The 21770-nt window shown below is 42.3% G+C and carries 14 protein-coding genes and 2 pseudogenes; 5 read left to right on the forward strand and 11 right to left on the reverse strand.

Annotated elements, in window-relative coordinates; genetic code table 11:
* The first annotated feature begins 19 nt into the window (after positions 1-19).
* From AB3G73_RS18145 to AB3G73_RS18155, 3 genes and pseudogenes are all read left to right on the forward strand, one after another.
* On the forward strand, positions 20-2017 hold the full coding sequence (locus tag AB3G73_RS18145; RefSeq protein WP_367745308.1) for a DUF5125 domain-containing protein: 1998 nt from the start codon (positions 20-22) through the stop codon (positions 2015-2017).
* A gap of 185 nt (positions 2018-2202) precedes the next feature.
* On the forward strand, positions 2203-4455 hold the full coding sequence (locus tag AB3G73_RS18150; protein WP_367745309.1) for a glycoside hydrolase family 3 C-terminal domain-containing protein: 2253 nt from the start codon (positions 2203-2205) through the stop codon (positions 4453-4455).
* Positions 4456-4580: 125 nt separating this feature from the next.
* A pseudogene (locus AB3G73_RS18155) lies at positions 4581-5171 on the forward strand (Fic family protein); the annotation flags it as partial.
* 1202 nt (positions 5172-6373) lie between these two features.
* Here the strand turns inward: AB3G73_RS18155 and AB3G73_RS18160 are convergent.
* From AB3G73_RS18160 to dapB, 6 genes and pseudogenes are all read right to left on the reverse strand, one after another.
* The gene (locus AB3G73_RS18160) at positions 6374-6529 is read right to left on the reverse strand and encodes a hypothetical protein (protein WP_367745310.1); all 156 of its coding nucleotides are present in this window, start codon (positions 6527-6529) and stop codon (positions 6374-6376) included.
* A 247-nt stretch (positions 6530-6776) separates the two neighbouring features.
* Complete coding sequence (locus tag AB3G73_RS18165; RefSeq protein ID WP_367745311.1) at positions 6777-7415, reverse strand: WbqC family protein; 639 nt, start codon at positions 7413-7415, stop codon at positions 6777-6779.
* Positions 7416-7484: 69 nt separating this feature from the next.
* On the reverse strand, positions 7485-8426 hold the full coding sequence (gene lepB / locus AB3G73_RS18170; RefSeq protein ID WP_367745312.1) for a signal peptidase I: 942 nt from the start codon (positions 8424-8426) through the stop codon (positions 7485-7487).
* 42 nt (positions 8427-8468) lie between these two features.
* On the reverse strand, positions 8469-9944 hold the full coding sequence (lepB, locus tag AB3G73_RS18175) for a signal peptidase I (protein WP_367745444.1): 1476 nt from the start codon (positions 9942-9944) through the stop codon (positions 8469-8471).
* Positions 9945-9992: 48 nt separating this feature from the next.
* Positions 9993-10265, reverse strand: a pseudogene (locus AB3G73_RS18180) (DUF805 domain-containing protein); the annotation flags it as partial.
* Positions 10266-10269: 4 nt separating this feature from the next.
* A complete protein-coding gene (gene dapB, locus AB3G73_RS18185; protein ID WP_148365463.1) occupies positions 10270-11040 on the reverse strand; it encodes a 4-hydroxy-tetrahydrodipicolinate reductase in 771 nt (256 codons plus the stop codon).
* An 83-nt stretch (positions 11041-11123) separates the two neighbouring features.
* On the opposite strand from dapB, the gene AB3G73_RS18190 reads away from it, so the two are divergent.
* Together AB3G73_RS18190 and AB3G73_RS18195 are read left to right on the forward strand one after the other, a co-directional pair.
* Positions 11124-12413, forward strand: a complete 1290-nt coding sequence (locus AB3G73_RS18190) for a DUF2851 family protein (RefSeq protein WP_367745313.1) — start codon at positions 11124-11126, stop codon at positions 12411-12413.
* Positions 12414-12488: 75 nt separating this feature from the next.
* Positions 12489-13049: a DUF4348 domain-containing protein gene (locus tag AB3G73_RS18195; protein ID WP_167511794.1), complete on the forward strand. Its 561-nt coding sequence runs from the start codon at positions 12489-12491 to the stop codon at positions 13047-13049.
* An 86-nt stretch (positions 13050-13135) separates the two neighbouring features.
* Here the strand turns inward: AB3G73_RS18195 and AB3G73_RS18200 are convergent, their stop codons facing one another.
* The 5 genes from AB3G73_RS18200 to AB3G73_RS18220 are packed head-to-tail and all read right to left on the reverse strand — an operon-like array spanning position 13136 to position 21464.
* A complete protein-coding gene (locus AB3G73_RS18200; protein ID WP_195649809.1) occupies positions 13136-13651 on the reverse strand; it encodes a DUF1573 domain-containing protein in 516 nt (171 codons plus the stop codon).
* A 38-nt stretch (positions 13652-13689) separates the two neighbouring features.
* A complete protein-coding gene (locus AB3G73_RS18205) occupies positions 13690-15843 on the reverse strand; it encodes a DUF4838 domain-containing protein (RefSeq protein ID WP_342989179.1) in 2154 nt (717 codons plus the stop codon).
* Positions 15818-18784, reverse strand: coding sequence for a hypothetical protein (locus AB3G73_RS18210; protein WP_342989180.1), 2967 nt, complete (start codon positions 18782-18784; stop codon positions 15818-15820). Before AB3G73_RS18210 ends, AB3G73_RS18205 begins: the two co-directional genes overlap by 26 nt.
* A 26-nt stretch (positions 18785-18810) precedes the next feature.
* On the reverse strand, positions 18811-20286 hold the full coding sequence (locus AB3G73_RS18215) for a glycosyltransferase family 2 protein (protein ID WP_148365468.1): 1476 nt from the start codon (positions 20284-20286) through the stop codon (positions 18811-18813).
* Between the two features lie 5 nt (positions 20287-20291).
* Positions 20292-21464 (reverse strand): HEAT repeat domain-containing protein, encoded by a 1173-nt coding sequence (locus AB3G73_RS18220; RefSeq protein ID WP_148365469.1) that lies wholly within the window; start codon positions 21462-21464, stop codon positions 20292-20294.
* Positions 21465-21770 lie beyond the last annotated feature (306 nt).

Raw genomic sequence — 21770 nt, forward strand, 5'->3', positions numbered from 1 at the left:
CCTTAAAATGATCAAGACAATGAAAAAAAACAGTTATATTATATTGGCTCTAGCAGGAATGTTATCCATGAATTCCTGTAATGATGACGAATTCTTGCCCGGTAATCCGAGTATGGAAATCAAAGCAGAGAATGCAGATGCTCTTTTTGGTGACAGTCTTCCGTTTACGATTAAAGCCTCGGATGTGGATGTGCCTCTTTCTACGTTGAAAGCACAGCTTTTTTATGGAGAAGAGCAAGTGTCCGAAACAGTCATCCGTACAAAGACAAGCGGAAATGACTATACTGGTAAAATCTTTGTTCCTTATTATGCTAATATTCCTAATGGAAAGGCAACTTTGAGATATATTCTTCAGAACATTCATTTTACTACTACGGAAATGACGAAAGAACTCGCTCTGGCACGACCGGATTTCCCCTATCTGACATTAGTGGATGAGGAGGGAAAAGAGTACCGAATGGACCGTCAATCCATGTATGAGTATAGTGTGACAGGAGACTTCTCACAAAAAATGAAGGCGTATATCAAGACTCCGAAAGTGGGAGAGAATGGTAACGAATTGACCTTTGGTTGGGAGAATGGAACGATTGAAGCAGGTTCTACTAATTCTATTTCATTTTCTAATACGGAACCGGGAAATTATGCTATCAAGTTTAATACGTTGACTTACGAGGCAGAACCATTTGCCAAGTTAAAGGTGAACGGTGAAGATATGGAGTTGGTAGAGAATGATATCTATGCAATCAAGCTGACTTTGAAGAAGAATGACATTCTAGTGTTTGAAGGGGTACCTGATTATGATAATTGGTGGATAGACCAGGATTATTTTGAGAAACAGGAAGATGGAACATTGAAATTCCTTCCGATTGACGGAAGTTACAAGATAACAGCTAATGGTAAACTGAAGTATTTTTCTGTCATTGCTTTAAAGAATGGTGAGGCTGCTAAGTTGCAAGATGACGGAACAGGGGCTATCTGGGCTATTGGAACAGGAATCGGTAAACCGTCGGTGGCACTTTCTGAAGTAGGGTGGACGCCGGAAAACGGTTTGTGTATGCCACAGCTTACTGCGAAGAAGTATCAACTGACATTTATAGCTGGAGTTACCATCAAAGTGGATGATATAAACTTTAAATTCTTCCATATCAATAAATGGGACAATGGTGAGTTTAAAGGGGATGCTATTTCTACAACGAGTGAACTGGTTAAAATCTCATCGGACGGTAATCTGGGACTGGAAGAAGGTCAGAAGTTCGAAAGAGGAGGCATTTACAGGTTTACAGTTGATGTGACGAAAGGCAATACCAAGGCTGTGTTGACAGTGGAGAAAGTAGGGAAGGTAGATTTACCTGCACCGGATATTTTCTTTGGTAATGATAAGATGGAGGTGACAGATACTGATATATATAAGTCGGATCAGGCGTTTACACAAGGACAAATGATAACTGTCACAGGTATTGATAATTTGAATGAATGGTGGATTGATCCTGACTTCTTTGAGAAACAAAGTGATGGTGCATTGAAATTCCTGCCGATTAACGGAGATTATCGGGTGACAGCTAATGCTGTTTTGAAGTATTTTTCTGTAATGGCTTTGAAAGATGGTAAACCGGCCAAATTGCAAGATGACGGAACAGGTGCAATCTGGGCTATCGGGAAAGGAATCGGTAAGCCTTCTGTTGCGTCTTCCGAAGTAGGTTGGGAGCCAGGTAAAGCGATCTGTCTGGCACAAGTTGCTCCTAAAAAGTATCAGTTAACCTTGAAAGCCGGGGAAACACTGAAAACTAGTGGTGACTGGGAAGTGATTAGTTTTAAGTTCTTCTATCAGAATGATTGGGGAGATGAATTCAAAAATTATGCAAGCAATTCTTTAGTGGAACAGCTTAAACTTGCAGATTCTGGAAATTTGGAAATGCAGGATAATAAAGCATTTGAAGAAGGAGGTGTCTATCGGTTTACCATTGATGTAACGAATGGTAATGCAAATGCTGATCTGAAGGTTGAGAAAATAAATTGATCTGAAGATTGATGCCGGATTTTTATTGAAACTCTCCTGAAAGGGTATAATGATTTGTATCCTTTCAGGATTCATCTTTGGTCGGAATAATGTAAAAAACATTAATAAACCCGTCCGCAACTAGGAAATATCCCCTGTTTGGGAGTCTATATAAATAAAGTATTAACTTATTTCTTATATCATAAATGAACATGAAATTCAAAGCAATGTTACTTGGCCTGTCTGTGATGACTGCACTGTCTGCTTTTGCGCAGAAGCCCGTGTATCTGGATACAGGTAAGCCTATCGAAGAGCGAGTGAAAGATGCATTGAACCGGATGACCCTTGAAGAAAAGGTGAAGATGATTCATGCACAGTCTAAATTTAGTTCGGCAGGCGTTCCCCGTCTTGGCATCCCGGAAGTATGGGCTACTGATGGTCCTCACGGTATCCGTCCAGAAGTCTTATGGGATGAATGGGATCAGGCAGGATGGACAAACGATTCCTGTATTGCTTATCCGGCACTGACGTGCCTTGCTGCTACATGGAATCCCGAAATGTCTCATCTTTACGGGAAAAGTATCGGTGAAGAGGCGCGTTATCGCAAAAAAGACATTCTGTTGGGCCCTGGTGTGAATATCTACCGTACACCCTTGAACGGACGTAACTTCGAATATATGGGAGAAGATCCATACCTCTCTGCCACAATGGTGGTTCCTTACATCAAAGGTGTGCAAGAGAATGGAGTGGCTGCTTGCGTGAAGCATTATGCATTGAACAATCAGGAATTCAACCGTCATACCACCAATGTACAATTAAGTGATCGTGCCCTTTATGAGATATACCTGCCTGCTTTTAAAGCAGCTGTTCAGGAAGGTGGCACATGGTCGATTATGGGTTCCTATAATCTCTATCAGGGAGAGCACGCCTGTCACAACAAGCGCCTGCTTAAAGATATTCTTCGCGATGAATGGGGCTTTGACGGCGTCGTAGTGTCCGACTGGGGAGGTGTGCACAATACCGAGCAGGCGATTCACAATGGTATGGACCTCGAGTTTGGTTCATGGACGAACGGACTGTCTGCCGGAACGAGAAATGCCTATGATAATTATTTCCTTGCTTTCCCTTACCTGAAATTAATCAAGGAAGGTAAAGTAGGAACAAAAGAACTGGATGAAAAGGTTAGTAATGTTCTTCGTCTGATTTTCCGTACTTCAATGGACCCGCACAAACCATTTGGCTCTTTAGGGTCTCCCGAACACGGGCAAGCCGGACGTAAGATTGGTGAAGAAGGTGTTGTATTGTTGCAAAACAATGGTAACGTATTGCCTATCGATTTGAATAAAGCTAAGAAAATAGCCGTTATCGGTGAAAATGCTATTAAGATGATGACTGTGGGCGGTGGTAGTTCTTCTTTGAAAGTGAAATATGAAATTTCTCCGTTGGATGGACTGAAAAGTCGTGTGGGCTCAAAAGCAGAAGTGGTATATGCCCGTGGGTATGTAGGCGATCCGACAGGGGAGTATAACGGTGTGAAAACCGGTCAGGACTTGAAAGACAACCGTTCGGAAGATGAATTGCTTGCAGAAGCTTTGCAAGTGGCTAAAGATGCTGATTATGTTATCTTCTTCGGTGGCTTGAACAAGAGTAATCATCAGGACTGTGAAGATTCGGATCGTGCTTCTTTAGGTTTGCCATATGCACAGGATAGAGTGATTAGTGAACTGGCAAAGGTGAATAAGAACCTGATTGTGGTCAATATCTCCGGCAATGCTGTGGCCATGCCTTGGGTAAATGAAGTACCGGCTATTGTACAGGGCTGGTTCCTGGGTTCGGAAGCCGGAACAGCTCTTGCTTCCGTGTTGGTAGGAGACGCCAATCCTTCGGGAAAACTTCCTTTCACCTTCCCGGCAAAACTGGAAGATGTAGGGGCGCATAAATTGGGCGAATATCCGGGTAATAAGGAAGAACTGGCACAGTCTAAACATAGAGGAGATACGATTAATGAAATCTATCGGGAGGATATTTTTGTAGGTTATCGCTGGGCGGATAAAGAAAAGATCAAACCGTTGTTCCCGTTCGGACACGGATTGAGCTACACTACTTTCGCTTATGGAAAACCCTCGGCTGACAAGAAAACAATGACAGCAGATGATACCATCTCTTTCACAGTTAATGTGAAGAATACAGGCACTCGTGAAGGTCAGGAAGTTGTTCAGCTTTATATCAGTGATAAGAAATCCTCTCTTCCTCGTCCGATCAAAGAGTTGAAAGGTTTCCGGAAAGTGAAACTGGCTCCGGGCGAAGAGAAAGCGGTAACGCTGACGATTGATAAGAAAGCATTGAGCTTCTTCGATGATGCTAAACACGAATGGGTGGCCGAATCGGGCAAGTTTGAGGCAATGATCGGTAGTTCATCCAGGGATATTAAAGGTACTGTACCATTTGAGTTGAAATAGGTAGATGTTTGGTTAGAGATTTTTTTAAGGAGATGACAGAGAGTCTGGGTACTCGGAAAACGCTAAGTGATTGCAACAAATCGACTTAGCGTTTTTTTATTGCCTCATTTTCCCTACGCTTGCAAAAAAATAGTAAGAAAGCATATGAGCTTGCTAAAAAGGAAGCGGAACGCAATACTGTTATAACTCCTGCTTTCTTGCAGAAGTTAAACGCTACTTTGATGCGGACAACAGGGGGAAGGCATAATACAATAGGCGGCTCTTTCGATTCTTCCAGAGGTGAGTTCCGTTTGTGTGACGTTACGGCTGGTGTAGGTGGGCGTTCTTATATGGGTTATCAAAAAGTATCTGTTAAAGTAGAAGAACTTTGTTTCTTGTTGCAGGAACGGCAAAAGAATGTGGAAACGTTCCGTGAACAATACGAATTAAGTTTTAATGCTCACCTCAATTTAGTGACTATTCATCCTTGGGTGGATGGTAACGGGAGAGCAGCTCGTTTATTGATGAACTATATTCAATTCTGCTATCATCTTTTCCCCGCTAAGATTTTTAAGGAGGATAGGGCAGATTATATCCTTTCTTTACAACAGGCGCAAGATGATGAAACCAACCAGCCTTTTTTGGATTTCATGGCAGTGCAGTTGAAAAAAACACTGTCTTTGGAAATTCAAAAATATAAAGCTTCTCACAATAAAGGATTTAGTTTTATGTTTTAATCTTGTAGGGCTTCTTTTGATAAGACTTCCACCCATTGTATATTGTGTTGTTTTTCATTAAAGAAATCGCCGTTACAGTAACGGCTGTTGCATTTATTAATATCGAACTTATGTAATTCTCTAATAGTTTTAAATAAAGTTTCACCAGTTTCACCGTTAGCTGAATAGTTATAGACCAGATATTTATGGTGAAAGGAAACGCAAAATATAGAAATATTCATCCTTCACACTCTTCACCGTTCTTTTTATATGCTATAAGCTAAAGTAAATATGCTATAAGCAAAAACGAATATGCTATAAGCTAAAATTAATAAGCTCATAGCAAACGCTCCATCAAGTATTAACACTTGAGTTATAGGCCATTAATACTTTGTATCTAGGCTATTAATACTTGAGTTGTTGGACATATATACCCAAGACGCAGGATATATATATCCAACATGCTGGCTATATATGCCCAATACATTGGCTATATATACCCAACAAATTGGATGTATAGACACTTAATCTATACGATATAAGCATTTCCACGATGCTATATTGCTATTTATTTCTCTGCATTTTATCTTTGTGAAGGAGGTGAAGGATGGTTCTTTATTTTTTTTATGTACCTCTTTCACCATAAACATTTGATTTAGAACTATTCAGCTAAAGGTGAAACCGGTGAACCTTCCATATGAATCGTATAGTAACAAGTAGGCTTTAGGAAGTTCTGCCTTAAGCTTATTGCTGTAAACTTCAATTTATACTGATTTTCTTTTCTCTTTTCTGATTTTATATTCTATCTTTGTAGTGCATTCCATTTTAAACCACGGCGGAGAACCTGCCGTATCAGTGTGGCGGGCTTTTTTTATGCCCGTCCCATTAATCCTATATGGCGGTTTCGCACCCCCATGTAGGATGTTAGTGCACCTACTGCTGTCGTGGATAGTGGAATGCAATGGGACAGGCGGAACCGCTTCTTTTATTCCTTAAAACTACCTTTCTGTATCGCCCCGTTGAACTTAATTTATTCACCATTTAATTAAAATTCTTATGGAAGAAGTTTTAAGCAACCAGCAGGCTCGTCCGGGGGACACGACGCAACTCATGCACGCTATCTTTTCATCCGATGATGAAATGATATCTTTTTATCTGACCCTCAATTGTTTTATGAATCCTGAAAGCTATCTAGTGGAACGAACAGATCGAAAGAGATTGCATTATAGTGCAAAAAAGTTTTCAACCTCCTTGCCTGTACGTTTCTTGTATTCCTCTTTCATCGACTTTTCCAATTGGACAAGACATTCCTTTTTCTTCTCCTTTGCAGTCTGAAATTTGGTGAGGACTTCTTCTCTTGTTTTCCTTGCTTTCATCATATACTTTCTTTGCTTTCTGCAAAAAAATAACAATTTCTCACTGATAATCAATTACATTCGAGCATTTATTTATTAGTTGTAGAGAATTTGACATTTAATGCATGTACCTATTTCCGTAGAACATATACATTCCTTGTATCAGAAAGTTGATGTATAGATAATGATAGATTGAAGCGGTAAATATCTTTCTCCGTCTTTTGGAGCGCGATGCTATATAGTCTTTTTACATTCTAATAGAAAAGTGAGGTTATCGTTTACCTAATGTCAACAGACTTTCCGGTCCCATATTGAACAACAAGTCTATGATACTCAAATTAGGTAGAAAACCCAGTTTGGACTCGAAAACCTGATAGTAAGATTGTGGAACAAACTCTGTATCTACTTCCCGGAAATCCTTTTTGGGATGGATGACTTCCCGAAAATCGAATTCTCCGGAAGCAAACTCCATCTTATATTCGCTAGTACGCTCCATAGTGGGGTGAATATCTATCAATTCACAGACCATCCGGCATAGTTCTTCGTTGAAATCGATTAAAAACTCGTATTTCTTTTCGTAGAAGGGACGGAAGTCGTCCTTGTAATATTCAAAGAAAGGAGTACTGTTGTAGGCCGATTCGATGGCGTTCCAGTGCAGATGTCTCCAATTGCCGTGGTCGGAGATGCGGATATCCTTCATTGGACACTTTAATGTGTCGGGTTTTACAGTTGGGATAGAAAGGGCTAATTCGCCGGATGGGCCGGCAATGGTACACCGGTTACGATACGTTTGTTTGATATAGTGGTCGTGCTGTTCTACAAATACCTTGTCATAAGCCAGTAACTTGGTATAATATTCAACGGGAGCGAGATAAGCTGAAGATAAATAAGCTATGTTCATTTCTTTCATTTTAATTCGTTTAGGGAACTCTATAATTGAGGATATTATTAAGGAGTAGTTTCTTTTATGATCCGGAGATTATTTCACTGTTCTGAAAAAACGGTTCCATCGGTATCCGTCAAACAGCCCTGTGTTTTTTTCTTTGGAGAACCAGATGACGGAGGCTTTTCCGATGACATGGTCTTGTGGGACAAATCCGAAAAGACGCGAGTCGGAGAAGTTGATGGTATTGTTAGACCCCATCCAATAATAATCTTTTGTGAAATAACAGTGTTTCGTGGGCTTTCCGTCCACGTAGAGGGTATCGTTTTTTATCTCTGCCTGTTTGCCTTCGTGCATCACGAGCGTATTTCGTAGCAGGGTTATGTTCCAGGGATAGACACGTATAAATTGCCCCTTTCCGGGAACAATCAGCGGATTCGGATCAGTGTTTTCCTTGTTCGACAGAGGTTGAACGAAGCACTCTTTTCCATTCATCGCCTGTTCCAGCAGATAGTATTCATAACGGCTGAAACTGCGCACGTGGGTACTGTCATTGCTTCCCATCAATCCGTCGTTGGTGATGGAAAGAGTATGCATCAGTGAGGTTATCAGATTTTCTTTTGAGGCGGGGTACGAATAAAGTCTTTTCTTATCCGGGTTGAACTGTGCCTCAGGTGAAATAACGGAGAAAAGGGAATCAACAAATAAGGTATCACCCGGCATTCCGAGGCAACGGCTGATATAGATTTCCCGGCGGTCGATGATAGGTTCCCGGATTCCGGCCGGATTATTGAACACTACGATATCTTGTCGCCGTACAGGACTTTCGCACCAACGATGATAGGAAAAGAGCGACATGAAAGGAATTCGCAACCCGTAACTCCATTTATTCACTAAGATACGTTCACCCTGGAAAATGGAGTTTTCCATACCGGTGGAAGGGATAAGGCAGGACGTAAAAGCAAATCCCCGGAGTAGAAGCACTACGACTACTGCTCCGGCAAATGCTAGTATCCATTTGAATTTACGAATGTTCATTAATATTTATCACCTTATCACTCTATTCTATCCGTACACTTATCAGTCTACCCACTTGAAGAGGCGGTTCCAACGGATTTTACCGTCAAACCATCCACGGTCTTTGTCAAGCGACAGCCATACGACAATCGGTTTGCCCACTACATGATCTTCGGGTACAAAACCCCAATAACGGGAGTCGGCAGAGTTGTGACGGTTGTCACCCATCATCCAGTAATAATCCATTTTGAAGGTATATTCATTGGTCTTTTCACCGTTGATGTAGATGCCGTCCGGTTTCACTTCCAGTTTGTTGCCTTCGTAGGCTACGATGCAACGTTCATAGATAGGCAGGTTGTCTTCTGTGAGGGTAATGGTAGCTCCTTTGGCAGGAATCCAGATCGGGCCGTAATTGTTGCGGTTCCATTTGGTATAAAGGTTCAGCGGATACATCTGTCCGGCGTATTCTTCCGGTTCCATTACTATTTTGCTGATTAGCTTTTTATTGCCAAGGAGAGTGTCATACATCTTTTTAGTCAATGGAAGATGATATACCGGATTCAGTTTGCCTTGCGCATTCCGGTTGTCCAGTCCCATTTCCAATAATCCGCCTTCCCAGCCAGAGTCTTCTATCAGCATGGTGTCATCCTTGCTGATGCCTAATTCGCGCAGCATATCTTCCGGAATGTACGGACCGGTAGTCTGCACGAAGTAGTTGAATTGCAGGTTTTCGGGGTTCTCAATCGCCTTACCGTCAATCATCACCTGTCCGTCTACAATTTGCAATGTATCACCGGGCAAGCCGACACAACGTTTCACATAATTCTCGCGACGGTCTACCGGACGCCACAGTACTTCACCGTAAGTACGCGGATTGTTTAGAATCTGTTTACGTCCGGCGGCGTAGTAGAGGTCATAGATTGCACGTTGCTGTGAACGTGTCAGGCTATCCATCTCAATCTGTTTGGAGTAGATGCGTTGTCCTTCACCGTAAGCCAGCGTATAGAAGTCCGTTGTCTGTTGGTAGTTCACTGCTACCGTGTCTCCTGCCGGGAAGTTGAAGACAACAATGTCATTCAGCTTCACTTTGCCGAAGCCCGGTACCCGTTTGTATTTCCATTGTGGCCACTCGATATACGATTTAGTATTGAAGACAGGCAGCGTATGTTGTGCCAACGGCATAGAAAGCGGAGTGTTCGGTACGCGGGGACCGTAGCTCATCTTGCTTACATACAGGAAATCGCCTACCAGCAATGATTTTTCCAGCGAAGAGGAAGGGATCTGGTAATTCTGGAAGATGTAGATATTGACGAAGTAGACAGCAACCAACGCAAATACGATGGCATCCACCCAACTCATCACACTGCGGACAGCCGGATTCTTCGACCTCTTCCAAAAAGACCAAGGTATTTTCTTTGTGATATAAATATCGAAAATGAAAGGAACAATAATCAATCCCCACCAACTCCGTACCCAGAGAAGGAAAGCGAGGTAAAGTAGAATAGCAATGGCACATTTGATCCATTGTACATGCTCCACTTTTGTTGTTTCTTTTGGTAGATTTAACTGTAAAGTTGATCCGTATTGATTGTCTTTATCTTCTCCTTTTCTGAAAATCAGGACAAAAGGAAAGCAAGGTATTAATTGCCAAAACCCGTTTATTCCCAAATCATGACATCTTTTAGCACCCTGTGCGACATTGATCCATATTATAGGAATTAAAATAAGCATAATAAGAAAGGGGGGGGCCTCTTCTTCTGCATATGTTATGGGAAGTGTTATCACCCCTGTGAAAAGAGCTGTTAGAAAATATTCTAACCGTCCGATTCTTCCTTTGAAAGAAAATAATCTTTTTAGCATATCTTTATTTTGTTGATTTCAAGAATGGGAATAAATCACTCATGCCCAAAAAACCTTCGTGTGTGGCTGTATATTCGGCTGCCAGTACGGCTCCCAATACAAATCCGCCACGGCTTTTAGCATCATGCGTGATAGTTATGCTGTCTACATCAGATTCATAGCGAATGGTATGCAGACCGAACACTTCTCCTTCGCGGATAGAGGCGATAGGAAGTTCATTAGGCGCGCAATCGTTGGTTCCGCTAATGGTTCCGTCCGGTGCAAGGAAAGTTCCTTCCACCCATTTGTCCTTACGGTCCATCTTTTCCAGAATACCTTCTGCCAGTGTGATGGCTGTTCCGCTAGGAGCATCCAGTTTATGAATATGATGTGTCTCGCTCATGGTGACATCATAAGTGGGGAACTGGTTCATAATTTTAGCCAGATACTTGTTGACAGCAGAGAAAATGCTGACTCCCAGACTGAAGTTGGACGACCAGAACAGTGTTTTGCCTCCTTCAGTACAGAGCTTTTTGATTTCTTCGCCATGCTCGGCCATCCATCCGGTGCTGCCGGATACCAGTTTCACACCGGCTTTGAAAGTTTTTATATAATTGCTGTAAGCTACCATCGGATTGGTAAACTCAATGGCCACATCGGCCGATTTGAACGCTTCGGATTCGAAGTCATCCTGATTATTGATGTCAATGATGCAGACGATTTCATGTCCGCGACTACGGGCAACCTTTTCTATCTCTTTGCCCATCTTTCCGTAACCGATCAGTGCTATTTTCATTGTTTTCTGACTTATATTCAAAATAATAGTCGCAAAGATAAGATTTTTATTACATTTGCAGCGCACATTAACGTCTTGTTAACATGGAACATCTTCTCCACTACGTGTGGAAACATAAATTATTTCCTCTGAAAGTACTGCAAACCACCAACGGCTTACCGGTAGAAGTGATTGATTCCGGGCTGCAAAACACGAATGCCGGTCCCGACTTTTTTAACGCGAAACTAAAGATTGATGGTGCCTTATGGGTAGGGAATATAGAAATACATACACATTCTTCTGATTGGTTTCGCCACGGGCATAATTGCGACAAAGCCTACGATTCTGTAATTCTCCATGTGGTGAGCGAGGTGGATATGGAAATAACCCGTACCAACGGTGAACAGATACCACAACTATTGCTGACTTGTCCGGAAAATGTGCAATCCCATTATCATGAACTTTGCGTAGCCGATCATTATCCGGCTTGCTATCCCATCCTTGCCTCTCTTCCCAAACTTACCATCCATTCCTGGCTGACCGCTTTGCAAACAGAGCGTTTGGAACAGAAAGCACAGTTAATCATGCATCGTCTCGAACTTTGCAACAGTAATTGGGAAGATGCTTTCTTTATCACCCTTGCCCGTAATTTCGGTTTTGGATTGAACGGAGATGCTTTTGAAACGTGGGCGGAATTGTTGCCATTTCGTGCGATGGATAAGCACCGGAATAATTTGTTTCAGATAGAAGCTTTCTTCTATGGTTTGGCAGGGTTGTTGGAAGACACATTTCTGAAAAAGGAACAGGAGGACGAGTATAGTATTCGTCTTTGCAAAGAGTTTCGTTATTTGCAGCGAAAATTTGAAATCGGGCAGGGGATGGATGCTACTTTATGGCGTTTTCTACGGCTTCGTCCGGAAAACTTTCCTCACATTCGCCTGGCGCAGTTGGCTTATCTCTATCAGAAAGGAGATAAACTGTTTTCACGTTTACTGGAAGCGGATACTCTGACGGACGTGAGAGCTTTACTGGATACACGTACGTCTTCCTATTGGGAGAATCATTATTTATTCGGGCGACTGTCTCCACAAAAGGAAAAGACGATGGGAGAGCGTTCCAAGGATTTGATTATCATTAATACGGTGGTTCCTTTTCTTTATACCTATGGTTTGCACAAGACGGATGAACGAATGTGTGAACGTGCCTCACGTTTTTTGGAAGAATTGAAGGCGGAGAGTAATCACATCATTCGTTCGTGGAGCGATGCCGGACTTCCGGTAGTCAGTGCGGCGGATAGTCAGGCACTGATACAGTTACAAAAAGAGTATTGTGACAAGCGGAAATGTTTGTACTGCCGCTTCGGTTATGAGTATTTAAAGCATACAAAGATTTAGTTCTTAAAATAACCAAGATGCCAAACTTGTCATTATCTTTGCGTCGTCAATTAAACTCTTAATTTATATAGTGTTATGAGAGCTAAAAAGTTTGTATGCTGCTTGCTGGCTATGATGCTGCTCGCAGGCGTTTCGTTTATCTCCTGCGGTAATAGTTCTAAGGCAAAAGCCGATAATGAACTGACTACTCAAGACGGTGAAGATTTCAAATCCTTTTTGGATAAATTTACTTCCAGTGCAGCCTTCCAGTATACTCGTATCAAGTTCCCATTAAAGACTCCGATCACTTTGTTGGCAGATGACGGAGAAACCGAGAAAACATTCCCTTTCACTCGGGAAAAGTGGCCGTTGCTGGATAGCGAAACAATGAAGGAAGAACGTATCACCCAGGAAGAGGGAGGTATTTATGTTTCCAAGTTTACGTTGAATGAACCGAAGCATAAAATCTTTGAGGCAGGCTATGAAGAATCCGAGGTTGATTTGCGTGTCGAGTTCGAGTTGCAGTCGGATGGGAAATGGTATGTGGTAGATTGCTATACAGGTTGGTATGGATATGACTTGCCGATTGGAGAGTTAAAGCAGACTATTCAGAATGTGAAAGAAGAAAATGCCGCATTCAAAGAAATACATCCTTAGAAAGGAGAAATAAGTATTAAGTATCAAGTATTAAGTATTAGCCAGTCATTTGATGTTAATACTTGATACTTAATACATGATATTGATTAGGGTTCTCCGACATAATATCCCAGTTCGGATTCTTTTCCATCCACCATCTCTCTGACAATACCGTTCTTGGTGTTGAAATCCTGATAGAGTTCTTCATAATCACGTGTATAGTCTGCATCGGGGACTACGTTAACATCAAATTTGAGTTCGGCTCTTCCGTCGGGGAGCATATTGCCGAAAATCCGGATGCGGTGAACCACCTCGCCTACATTCTTAATACTGTTATAGGTTGCCTTGAATTGTCTGATTCCGTCTTCGGGAATGATGATATGCGAACTTTTATCCAGAATGATACAGCCACAGGAAGGTTGCATTTCTGAAATGATTAACGGAGCATCTCCTGTATTGGTGATAGTAAACATGATATCGAGCTGCTGACCTTGCTTGATGGGGTAATAGTGCCTGACCGAATCCTTTATCGTCATGCTTGTGGGACGTACTTCCTTCCTGCACCCTGTAAAGCAGAGCGGAAGTGCCGTCAGTAGGAAAATATAGAATATAGATTTATTCATAGTTGCCATTTATTTTTATTATATCACTTTTTCAGCATCTAAGGGATGAATGCAATTTCATCGATACCTATTTGCGCTTCCGGTTTCTTTAAACAACTGATTTTGATGCTTAGTTGTTCTGCACCGTTCAGGTCTGCCGGAACGGTGGCTTTTATCATTTCCCCTTTTCCCGGAGCGTCTTTCGGTTTCAGGTCTATTGTTTTATAGGCTATTCCGTCTTTCAACAGTTGAATTTGTTGTGGCGCATAGATGTGATGCCGGGGAAGATTCAGAAAGCTGATATAGAATGTCCCTGATGCATTGATACCTTTCACCGGCAGGTTGATGGTACATTCTTCTCCCGGAATGATTATCCAACCGCAATGATAGTCTCCGGGTAAACCGTGAGTGCCATCAGTCAGTTTCTTGGAATCAATTTTATTCAGTTTAGGAGTTGCTGAAGGATTGAGTCCTAAAAACAAGCTTTTCTTGATGTCGGAAGAAAGTAGGTATTGTTCCCATTCCTTTATATAATAGTCGATCTCATAGGCTGACTCATTATAATATTCCATTCCGGTAAATGCTTTGTGTTCTTTGAGCTGGGTGATCCATTTCCGGGCTTGGGGAACCGGTTGGATCTCTTTTCCATTTCGTTTGGCATATCCGTAAGCATCAAAGCCGTGGTCACGTCCTAATTCCAGGCGTGTGAAAGACAAAGCAGTCTGAAGTTCGTGCAGCTTTTTACGCTCTTTCCCTTTTGCTTCGGAAACAAAATCTCCCATTTCATCATAGAATTTGATGAATTGATCCGGATAGAGGAATGCTTTTTCTGATTCTCTGATACCGGCATAAAGTCCGAGTCGTTTTCCGGATTGGGCATTGTTCTCCAATTCAGTGTAGTAATCGTATAGCCATTTTTTTGATACTGGATATTCCTGATTAAAGTAACTTCTGATTAAGTCGTCGACCGGGAGTTCCGGGTTGATAAGGAGGGAGGATAGTACAAAAGTCCTCATTTCATCGAAAGAAGAATAGCTATATCCACTTCCGTTGAAGAATATGCCGCTGGCTCCATGTTGTTTGAAGAATTGGAGTCTTTGTTGAGCTATCTTTAATATGGGAAAAGGAGTGAGGTAGTCGTCGAAGTTGTTGATATAGTCCCATATATAGATGTTGTTCGTTACTTTCTTCCAGTTGTCGAGTTGGTCGGCAAATTTCTTGTCTTGCTCATCCTTGCCGTCTGTCCGGCGAAGTGGGTAGTCGATGGCGCTGACGATTACTCCGGTGTTGGCGGGGAGTTGTTTGTCGGTGACCTGTTGTGTGGTCAGATAAGAAGTCGTAAAGAAAAAATGCTTGGGAAAACGTTGTGAAAGGCGGATAATAAGTTCCGTAACGGCCGGAGTGGCATTCTTCTCCGTGTTTCCCAGTGCGGTGCAGGTGGCACATGTGCAGGCATACGGAGCATCATCCGGGGCTATTACAAAACGGGAATTCCCCTTTTCACCGAAGTTATTTACAATATAACTTTCTATCTGGCGGTACATGTCCTCGGAAGAGAAACACAGTTGTGAGTCATCTGTCTTTCCATGAATGGTGGCGTATACTTTTTCCGCTTCTTTTCCCAATACTTTCCGCAGGTTGTGTCCCCATATTCCCCAGCTGTCGTCGAAGTTGTTTAGTCCGATCACCCCTGTATGATCGGGATTCAGACCGTGTGGGGAATAAATGCTTTGGTAGTCAAATGCAAAGGTTCCACAAGTATCATTGAGATTGATAAGGGCGGGAGGAAGATCGGAGCCGTCTATACGCGGGTCTTCTTTGCTGATTTTCTTGATTAGCTGGTATTGCAGCCAGAGCATTTGTTTGTCGTCACTTGCTGTCAACCTTATATCAGCACCTTTGCAGGCTACTTTGAACCCTCTTTGTAAGGTGGGGTCTATCTGTATAATGATACGCCATGCATCCATCTCAGAAACACCAAAAGCTACTATTTCATCGTCATTTGCACGCTTTTTGAGATGCTCGTACAGGTATTTCGCCCACCGGGTGTCTCTGTCGGTCGGGGCTTCGCCAATAGTGACGAGATATCCTTCTTTCGATGGGAACATCTCCGTGCGTGCCTGCATACGGCAGCCGGATAAAAGGCAGCAAATACAGATCATTCCTGCCAATATGGGGCAAAGCGTGTCAGAATGAAATATAGACTTGTGCATAGATGTTATATAAGTTTTTATAGCGTGTCGATATGGATTCTATCTGGTTGGACGGACTTGTCCCTCGCACCGTATTGGTTTGGTTATAATAGGTGTTCCAGGTCCCCATCAAGCCTATGGTAATGTTAGGACTGACCATATACTGGCCTCCTAATCCCACCATGGTATTGGTGTGAGAGAAAGAGCCGGGAAGCGCATAGTCCAGTACGGCCGTTTCCGGTGCCGATCCGATGCTTGCCATGGCGTTGATATTTGTCTTTCCGTCACTGGCCGGGAAGTACTTGGCACCAATCTGAGCATTGTAATAGAAGTTGGAGTTGAAGAAGTGCATATCTATCTTCGTGTTGAGACGAACTACTTCAATGGTCTTGGCTAATTCTCCGCCTACAGTGAGTAGGTTAGTCTTTGACTCATTCCAGCCGGTAAACAGATAACCATTGTCTCCGGTGCCACCTGCAAAGAATTCATCGTTCCATTCATAACGCTTTGTGTAGGCGGCTACCCGTCTATAACCCACATGCGCGCCTATTTCCCAATCATTCTTGAGATAATGCCGTAAAGCGACATCAGCCGTTATGTCCGGGAAGTATTTGGTCGCAAAGGCTGCATTGGCCGTGAGGCTCCACTTCGGTGAGAAGTGATGCGTCCACTCACCTTGTACCTGAATGCCGACTCCTCCCGGTGTCTGCTCTTCCGCTTCCATGCTGTCGCTTGCCGAGCCACTTCGCCCTGCATAGTTGAGGCGTCCCGTATAGCTGTTCTTCTGGCCTTTTCGGGTATATTCGGCCGTTGCAACAGAGGTAATGATATCTTCTTCTCCATAGCGTGCACGAAGATAGGTCAAGGCAATCTCATTCTTGAGCATCATGCTTCTAAGACCCGATAAATGTCGTTGGAAAGAGCGATATTCCATGATGGATGGCTCGTAGAACTTCTGGTAATAATAGGCAGAATCCGCTTGACGGTTGGCTTCATATACCACTCCCTTGGCGTACTTTAATGATTTGTTCTGACTGTCATAAAGCAAAGCTGTATCAAGAACTGCGAGAGCCTTTTCCGGTTCTTTGGCCTTTGTCAGTTGCAGGGCACGGTATTCACTGCTCTGTGAGAATGCGCCTATAATCTCTTTGTTGCTCGGGTATTTGTTGAGTATCGGCTTCAGGAATTCCAAAGAAGCTTCGTATCTCTTGTCACGTTCAAGCACAGTAGCTCTTTTGGCCTGATAGAACGGTTCTTCAGGATAATAATTGATCCCTTGTGCTGTGTATTTCTCGAATTCATCGTATTTCCCGAGTAAACCGGCCGAATTGATGGCATACCGTAATCCGAGATCGCTCGATGGATTCAGGCTAATTAGCTTGACAGATTCCTCGTATGCTTTCTTCGTAGCTCCGGCTTCCATACATTTCTTGATGTAGGGCACTGCCAGTTCCTCGTATCCGATGACATAAAAAATGCGCATATCCTCATCACTCTGTTCGATGGCAGATAGATACAGTTGCAAAGCCTCTTCGGTTTTATCCATTTTATCGAGAATAAATGCCCTTTTCAACGTGCCGTTTTCGTAATCAGGGAAGTGAAGAGTGATGGTGTCCAATGTTGCAAGTGCTTCATTGTAACGTTTCATATTGATATAGCAACTCAAGGCTTTTTCCCATGCGGCACCGTTCATATCATTGTCTATATGTTTTTGAGAAACGAACAATACGTGCGGCAATGCTTCTGCGTACAGACCGAGTTCCATCAGCTTTTCTGCTTTTTTCATGTGCTGTGCACTCATGGCAAGCGTAATATCATAATCATCAGGATACATCTCATACATCTTTTTCAGCGTTGAATAGGCAAGATCATCCTCATTCATCTGGCGATAAAGCATATATTCTTTATAAAGAATTCCTTTATCATTGTTGCCATATTGTTTTTTAGCTTCTCTGATATAGAAGAGAGCATCGTCGGTATATCCTCGGGTGACGGAAGTGTTCAGCAGGTAGTCCAATGCTTCCTTGTTCTTATTGCCTCCTTCATAGGCCATGCCATATAATACATAAGGATCCCGTTGCTTTTCTGCACGGGCAGCCTCCATTAACAGGTCGTTATACATGCGCCGTATGGCAGGGCTGTTGTTCCTTCGCATTTGCTCGCGTATAAACACCAGTGCTTCCGGATAACGTGCCAATTCGCTGAGAATACTTGCCCTTTTGACGATAAGCGCACCGCTTCCCGGTATGGCAGCCAAACCGTTGGATGACCAGCCTAGAGCGGCTTCCCGGTTTCCTTCCTGCAAATGCAGGTTAATGATGTCCAGATAATATTCTTCGTTTTGGGGAGATACTTTGATGAGCTCCGTCAGCTTTTCGATGGCCTCTTTCCGGTTACCACCTTTTTTCATTTGCTGGTAGCCTACCTCCATGCTGTAGATATAATCCTTCCTTAGAATTGTATCGTTCGGGTAAATTTGATTGATACGTTTCAACAGACGGTCTGCTTCCACATCGTTGTTCTGCTTGCGGTACAGTTCAATCTTTCTTCGCCATAAACCTCTCCAATACGGATTCACTTCCAGCAACTCATTAACGTAGCAAATGGCACTGGAATAATTCTCGGTGATGTCTTCTACATCTACCAGCAGATGTTTGGCATTGACGTTGTTGTAGTTGTCGTCTATCGCTTTGACAAGATGATAACGCGATTGGTCGTAGTTCTTTTCGTGGAACCAGTATTTTCCCATGAGCCATTCAAGGTCAGAAACATTCGGATATTTCTGAAGGCCCTCCTCCAATAGCTCTTTCCCTGCTTCCCATTCCTCGTTCGCAAAATGCTCTTGTACAATCTGGGCATATTGCTCCGGTGTCTGGAATCCGTTGTCGGTCCCGGAGGAAGAGGTTATCAGTAAAAACAGACAACCTAATATGGTGATTTTATGGAGAAACTCTCTGTTCATTCTATCTTGTCTTTAATCTTTCTTGTTTAAATCGTAGCCGGTTCAGGCTTCATTGTCTTTATATCAGTATCGTCTGCACTTTCTTCTTTCTGCTTGAATCCCTTACGTTCCATGTTCTTCCACTTGAAGTCTCTATTGGTCAGATAACTAAGGTATCCTCTCAATGAGCAGAAAGTGATGATGGGATGATAGAAGATAGGTTCCAATATGGACGCAATGATAATCCATAGGTATTCATATCCTCTTTTATATAGCATCCCGACATAGTAGTCGTAGGTAATAACGACGATGGAAAGGAACTGGCAGAACGTATATATCGTCAGGTAAATCATCCATGCCGTGTTCCAGTTGACCGCTCCTGTAAAGGCCAGATAGATAAATACTATCAAACCGACGAACTCGATGATTGGCGCCAGAAACTCAAAAACGAACATATAAGGGAGAGTTAACATTCCCATTTGCTTATATGTCTTTTTGAAAATCATCTTGCGATGGATATTAAGTGTCTGGAACAATCCCCGTGCCCAACGGGTACGTTGGCGGTAGAGCATTGCCAGGTTGGGAGGCCCTTCCGTCCAGCAGCAAGTATCAGGAATCTGTATGATTTTATAAGGACGGGAGAAATCGCACATATATCCTACCATACGGGTGATGAGGTCCATGTCTTCAGCAAAAGAGGGAGCATCGTATCCTCCGGCTGCAATCGCTACCGAACGGTCGAAAAGACCGAATCCACCGGAGACATTCGGCATTCCATTGATTGCGGACCACCCCATCTTACCAATCAGATAGGAACGCATATACTCCAGATTCTGGAAAAGTGGAATCGGTGTACGGGGAGTTCTAACGTCTATGATTTGTCCGTCTTTCACGACGCATCCGTTAGCCATCAACATCGTTCCGCTGACTGCAATTACTTGTTTTTCTGAAGATATAATGGGCGAGATGCAGCGATAAAGAGCATATTTTTCCAGAATGCAGTCCACATCCGTGCAGATGAAATACGGATAAGAAGCAACGTTGATTCCTGCATTGGATGCATCCGCTTTGGTCCCTCCATTTTCTTTGTCTACAACAATAAGTCGGCTGTATTTCGGGTTGGAGGATTTGAGGAGTCTTCGGAACGGTCTGGTTTTGATTCGCTCGATATAAGCATAGGGCACTTCTACCAGTTCATAATATTCGGTCATCTTTTCCAATGTGCTGTCCGTACTTCCATCATTTACAATAACCACCTCGAAAAGCGGATATTCCAATGCAAGCATGGAGTTCACATTATCAATGATTGTCTTTTCTTCATTGAAGGCAGGAGCAATTACCGAAATACCCGGTGTATAGGGGGATTCCTTGATTGTTTTCCGCATATAGCTTTCCACATAGTAATCCTTTCTCCGTTTCAGAGAAATGAAAGAGAGGAAGGCGAATGTGACGAAGAATATCGCCAGCATGCTCGTATAAAAGAATACGAAATAATTGAAGAATGTAAATATTATATCTCTCATATTCTCTAATTTAACTGGTTGATTAACGGATGCTTGGTGTGGGCAAACAATATAGCTGTGTGGGAATCTGCTTTTCTCTCCAATTGATCGAATGTTTTCCTTCCCATTGCACTATACTCATAGAGGGCTTTGAGTATGACTCTCTTGGTTCCCCAGTTATCTGCTTCATCATAAGCGTTGTAAAGAAATCCTAAAGCCTTGTCGGTCTTCAGATCTGCAATAGCCGAAATGATTTGTCGTTTGACTTCTTCCGGTTGTACATTATACATTTCAATCAGCTTAGGTTCAACCTCTTTGTATTTTAGCTTACCTAAAGTCTTGATTGCTTCACCCCGTATTTCCACAGAACGGGCATTGAGTTGCTTCGCGAGAATTGGGGCACTTTCGGTTTCATGATATAGCCGGATTTCGTTGATAAAGAATATCTTAACGTTTTCTTCAGCTGAAGTATTCACCCATTTGATAAAGGTGGGTGTGTTATATCCCACTTTTTTACGGTGTTCCAAGATGGCGTGTAACTCCATCATGTCCCATTGCCTTAACTTCATGCCGATATCTTCGTCGAAGAAGCGGAACGGATCACCCTGGCTTAACCACATATAAGTATAGCGTGCCGAGTTTCTTAGTTCTAGTTCACGATGATAGAGGAAACGCACCAATACCGCTTCAGAGGCATAACCATTGATGGACTGAATAAGTTTCAGAGCTTGTATCTTTGATCTTTTGGAACCGAATTGAAGTTCGCGTTCAAGGAAACGTGTGATTTGGAATACAGTTTGAATCGTTTGGTAGTTTAGTTCATTGATCTCATCTTCATGCACACTCTTAATTTCTGTTAACAGTTGGGTGATAATGCGTAACTCGTTGGGTTTTGGGCGCTTTTTCGTATCATATTCTAATCTGTCAGCTATCTCTTCTTCACTCAATGTGTTGGAATCTAGTGAGATAGTTTTCATTTCTTCGTAATATTTATCAAACGCTTTATTGTATCTTCGCTTCTCTTTTCGCCTTTTAAATATACCATATATAATATGGAATAGGAGAAATAAGTACGCAATAATACAAAACATTACAGCAATTGAGCATATTCTTATGATTAAAGGATAGCCAATAAACTTGTAATATATCCAATAGAAATAATATTCTATGTAATCTATACCATACAGTACTTGATCCATTTCCCTTGATATATTTAGATATAAAACTTGTATATTCAGAATAAAAGTTCTATATTTGTTGTATTGAATGTTCTGTCTAATGCAAATATACGAAATAACTTGTATATATTATCCATTGTTTATGGACAGCTCTTTTGAGGCATATTTTAGCTCTTGTGATTATTTTCGATGGAAAGGATTGAAATTACAAATAAAGGAGGGTGGAAAGCTATTAAGCGTTAAATATATTTTTGATAAGTTAACAAATGGAGCCTGAAAATAAGTGTGATAAGCCAGGCTCTCATGCGAAACAGAAACAAACAATAA

It is taken from the genome of Bacteroides sp. L008 (genome assembly GCF_040812255.1).
In the GTDB taxonomy this organism is placed as follows: domain Bacteria; phylum Bacteroidota; class Bacteroidia; order Bacteroidales; family Bacteroidaceae; genus Bacteroides; species Bacteroides vicugnae.

Excerpts from the sequence above, each read along its gene's own strand:
- AB3G73_RS18200 (WP_195649809.1), bottom strand. The coding sequence starts at position 13,651 with ATGAATAAATCTATATTCTATATTTTCCTACTGACGGCACTTCCGCTC.
- AB3G73_RS18160 (WP_367745310.1), bottom strand. The coding sequence starts at position 6,529 with ATGATGAAAGCAAGGAAAACAAGAGAAGAAGTCCTCACCAAATTTCAG.
- lepB (WP_367745312.1), bottom strand. The coding sequence starts at position 8,426 with ATGAACATTCGTAAATTCAAATGGATACTAGCATTTGCCGGAGCAGTA.
- AB3G73_RS18145 (WP_367745308.1), top strand. The coding sequence starts at position 20 with ATGAAAAAAAACAGTTATATTATATTGGCTCTAGCAGGAATGTTATCC.
- AB3G73_RS18215 (WP_148365468.1), bottom strand. The coding sequence starts at position 20,286 with ATGAGAGATATAATATTTACATTCTTCAATTATTTCGTATTCTTTTAT.
- AB3G73_RS18165 (WP_367745311.1), bottom strand. The coding sequence starts at position 7,415 with ATGAAAGAAATGAACATAGCTTATTTATCTTCAGCTTATCTCGCTCCC.
- AB3G73_RS18150 (WP_367745309.1), top strand. The coding sequence starts at position 2,203 with ATGAACATGAAATTCAAAGCAATGTTACTTGGCCTGTCTGTGATGACT.
- dapB (WP_148365463.1), bottom strand. The coding sequence starts at position 11,040 with ATGAAAATAGCACTGATCGGTTACGGAAAGATGGGCAAAGAGATAGAA.
- AB3G73_RS18210 (WP_342989180.1), bottom strand. The coding sequence starts at position 18,784 with ATGAACAGAGAGTTTCTCCATAAAATCACCATATTAGGTTGTCTGTTT.
- AB3G73_RS18195 (WP_167511794.1), top strand. The coding sequence starts at position 12,489 with ATGAGAGCTAAAAAGTTTGTATGCTGCTTGCTGGCTATGATGCTGCTC.
- AB3G73_RS18220 (WP_148365469.1), bottom strand. The coding sequence starts at position 21,464 with ATGGATCAAGTACTGTATGGTATAGATTACATAGAATATTATTTCTAT.
- AB3G73_RS18190 (WP_367745313.1), top strand. The coding sequence starts at position 11,124 with ATGGAACATCTTCTCCACTACGTGTGGAAACATAAATTATTTCCTCTG.
- AB3G73_RS18205 (WP_342989179.1), bottom strand. The coding sequence starts at position 15,843 with ATGCACAAGTCTATATTTCATTCTGACACGCTTTGCCCCATATTGGCA.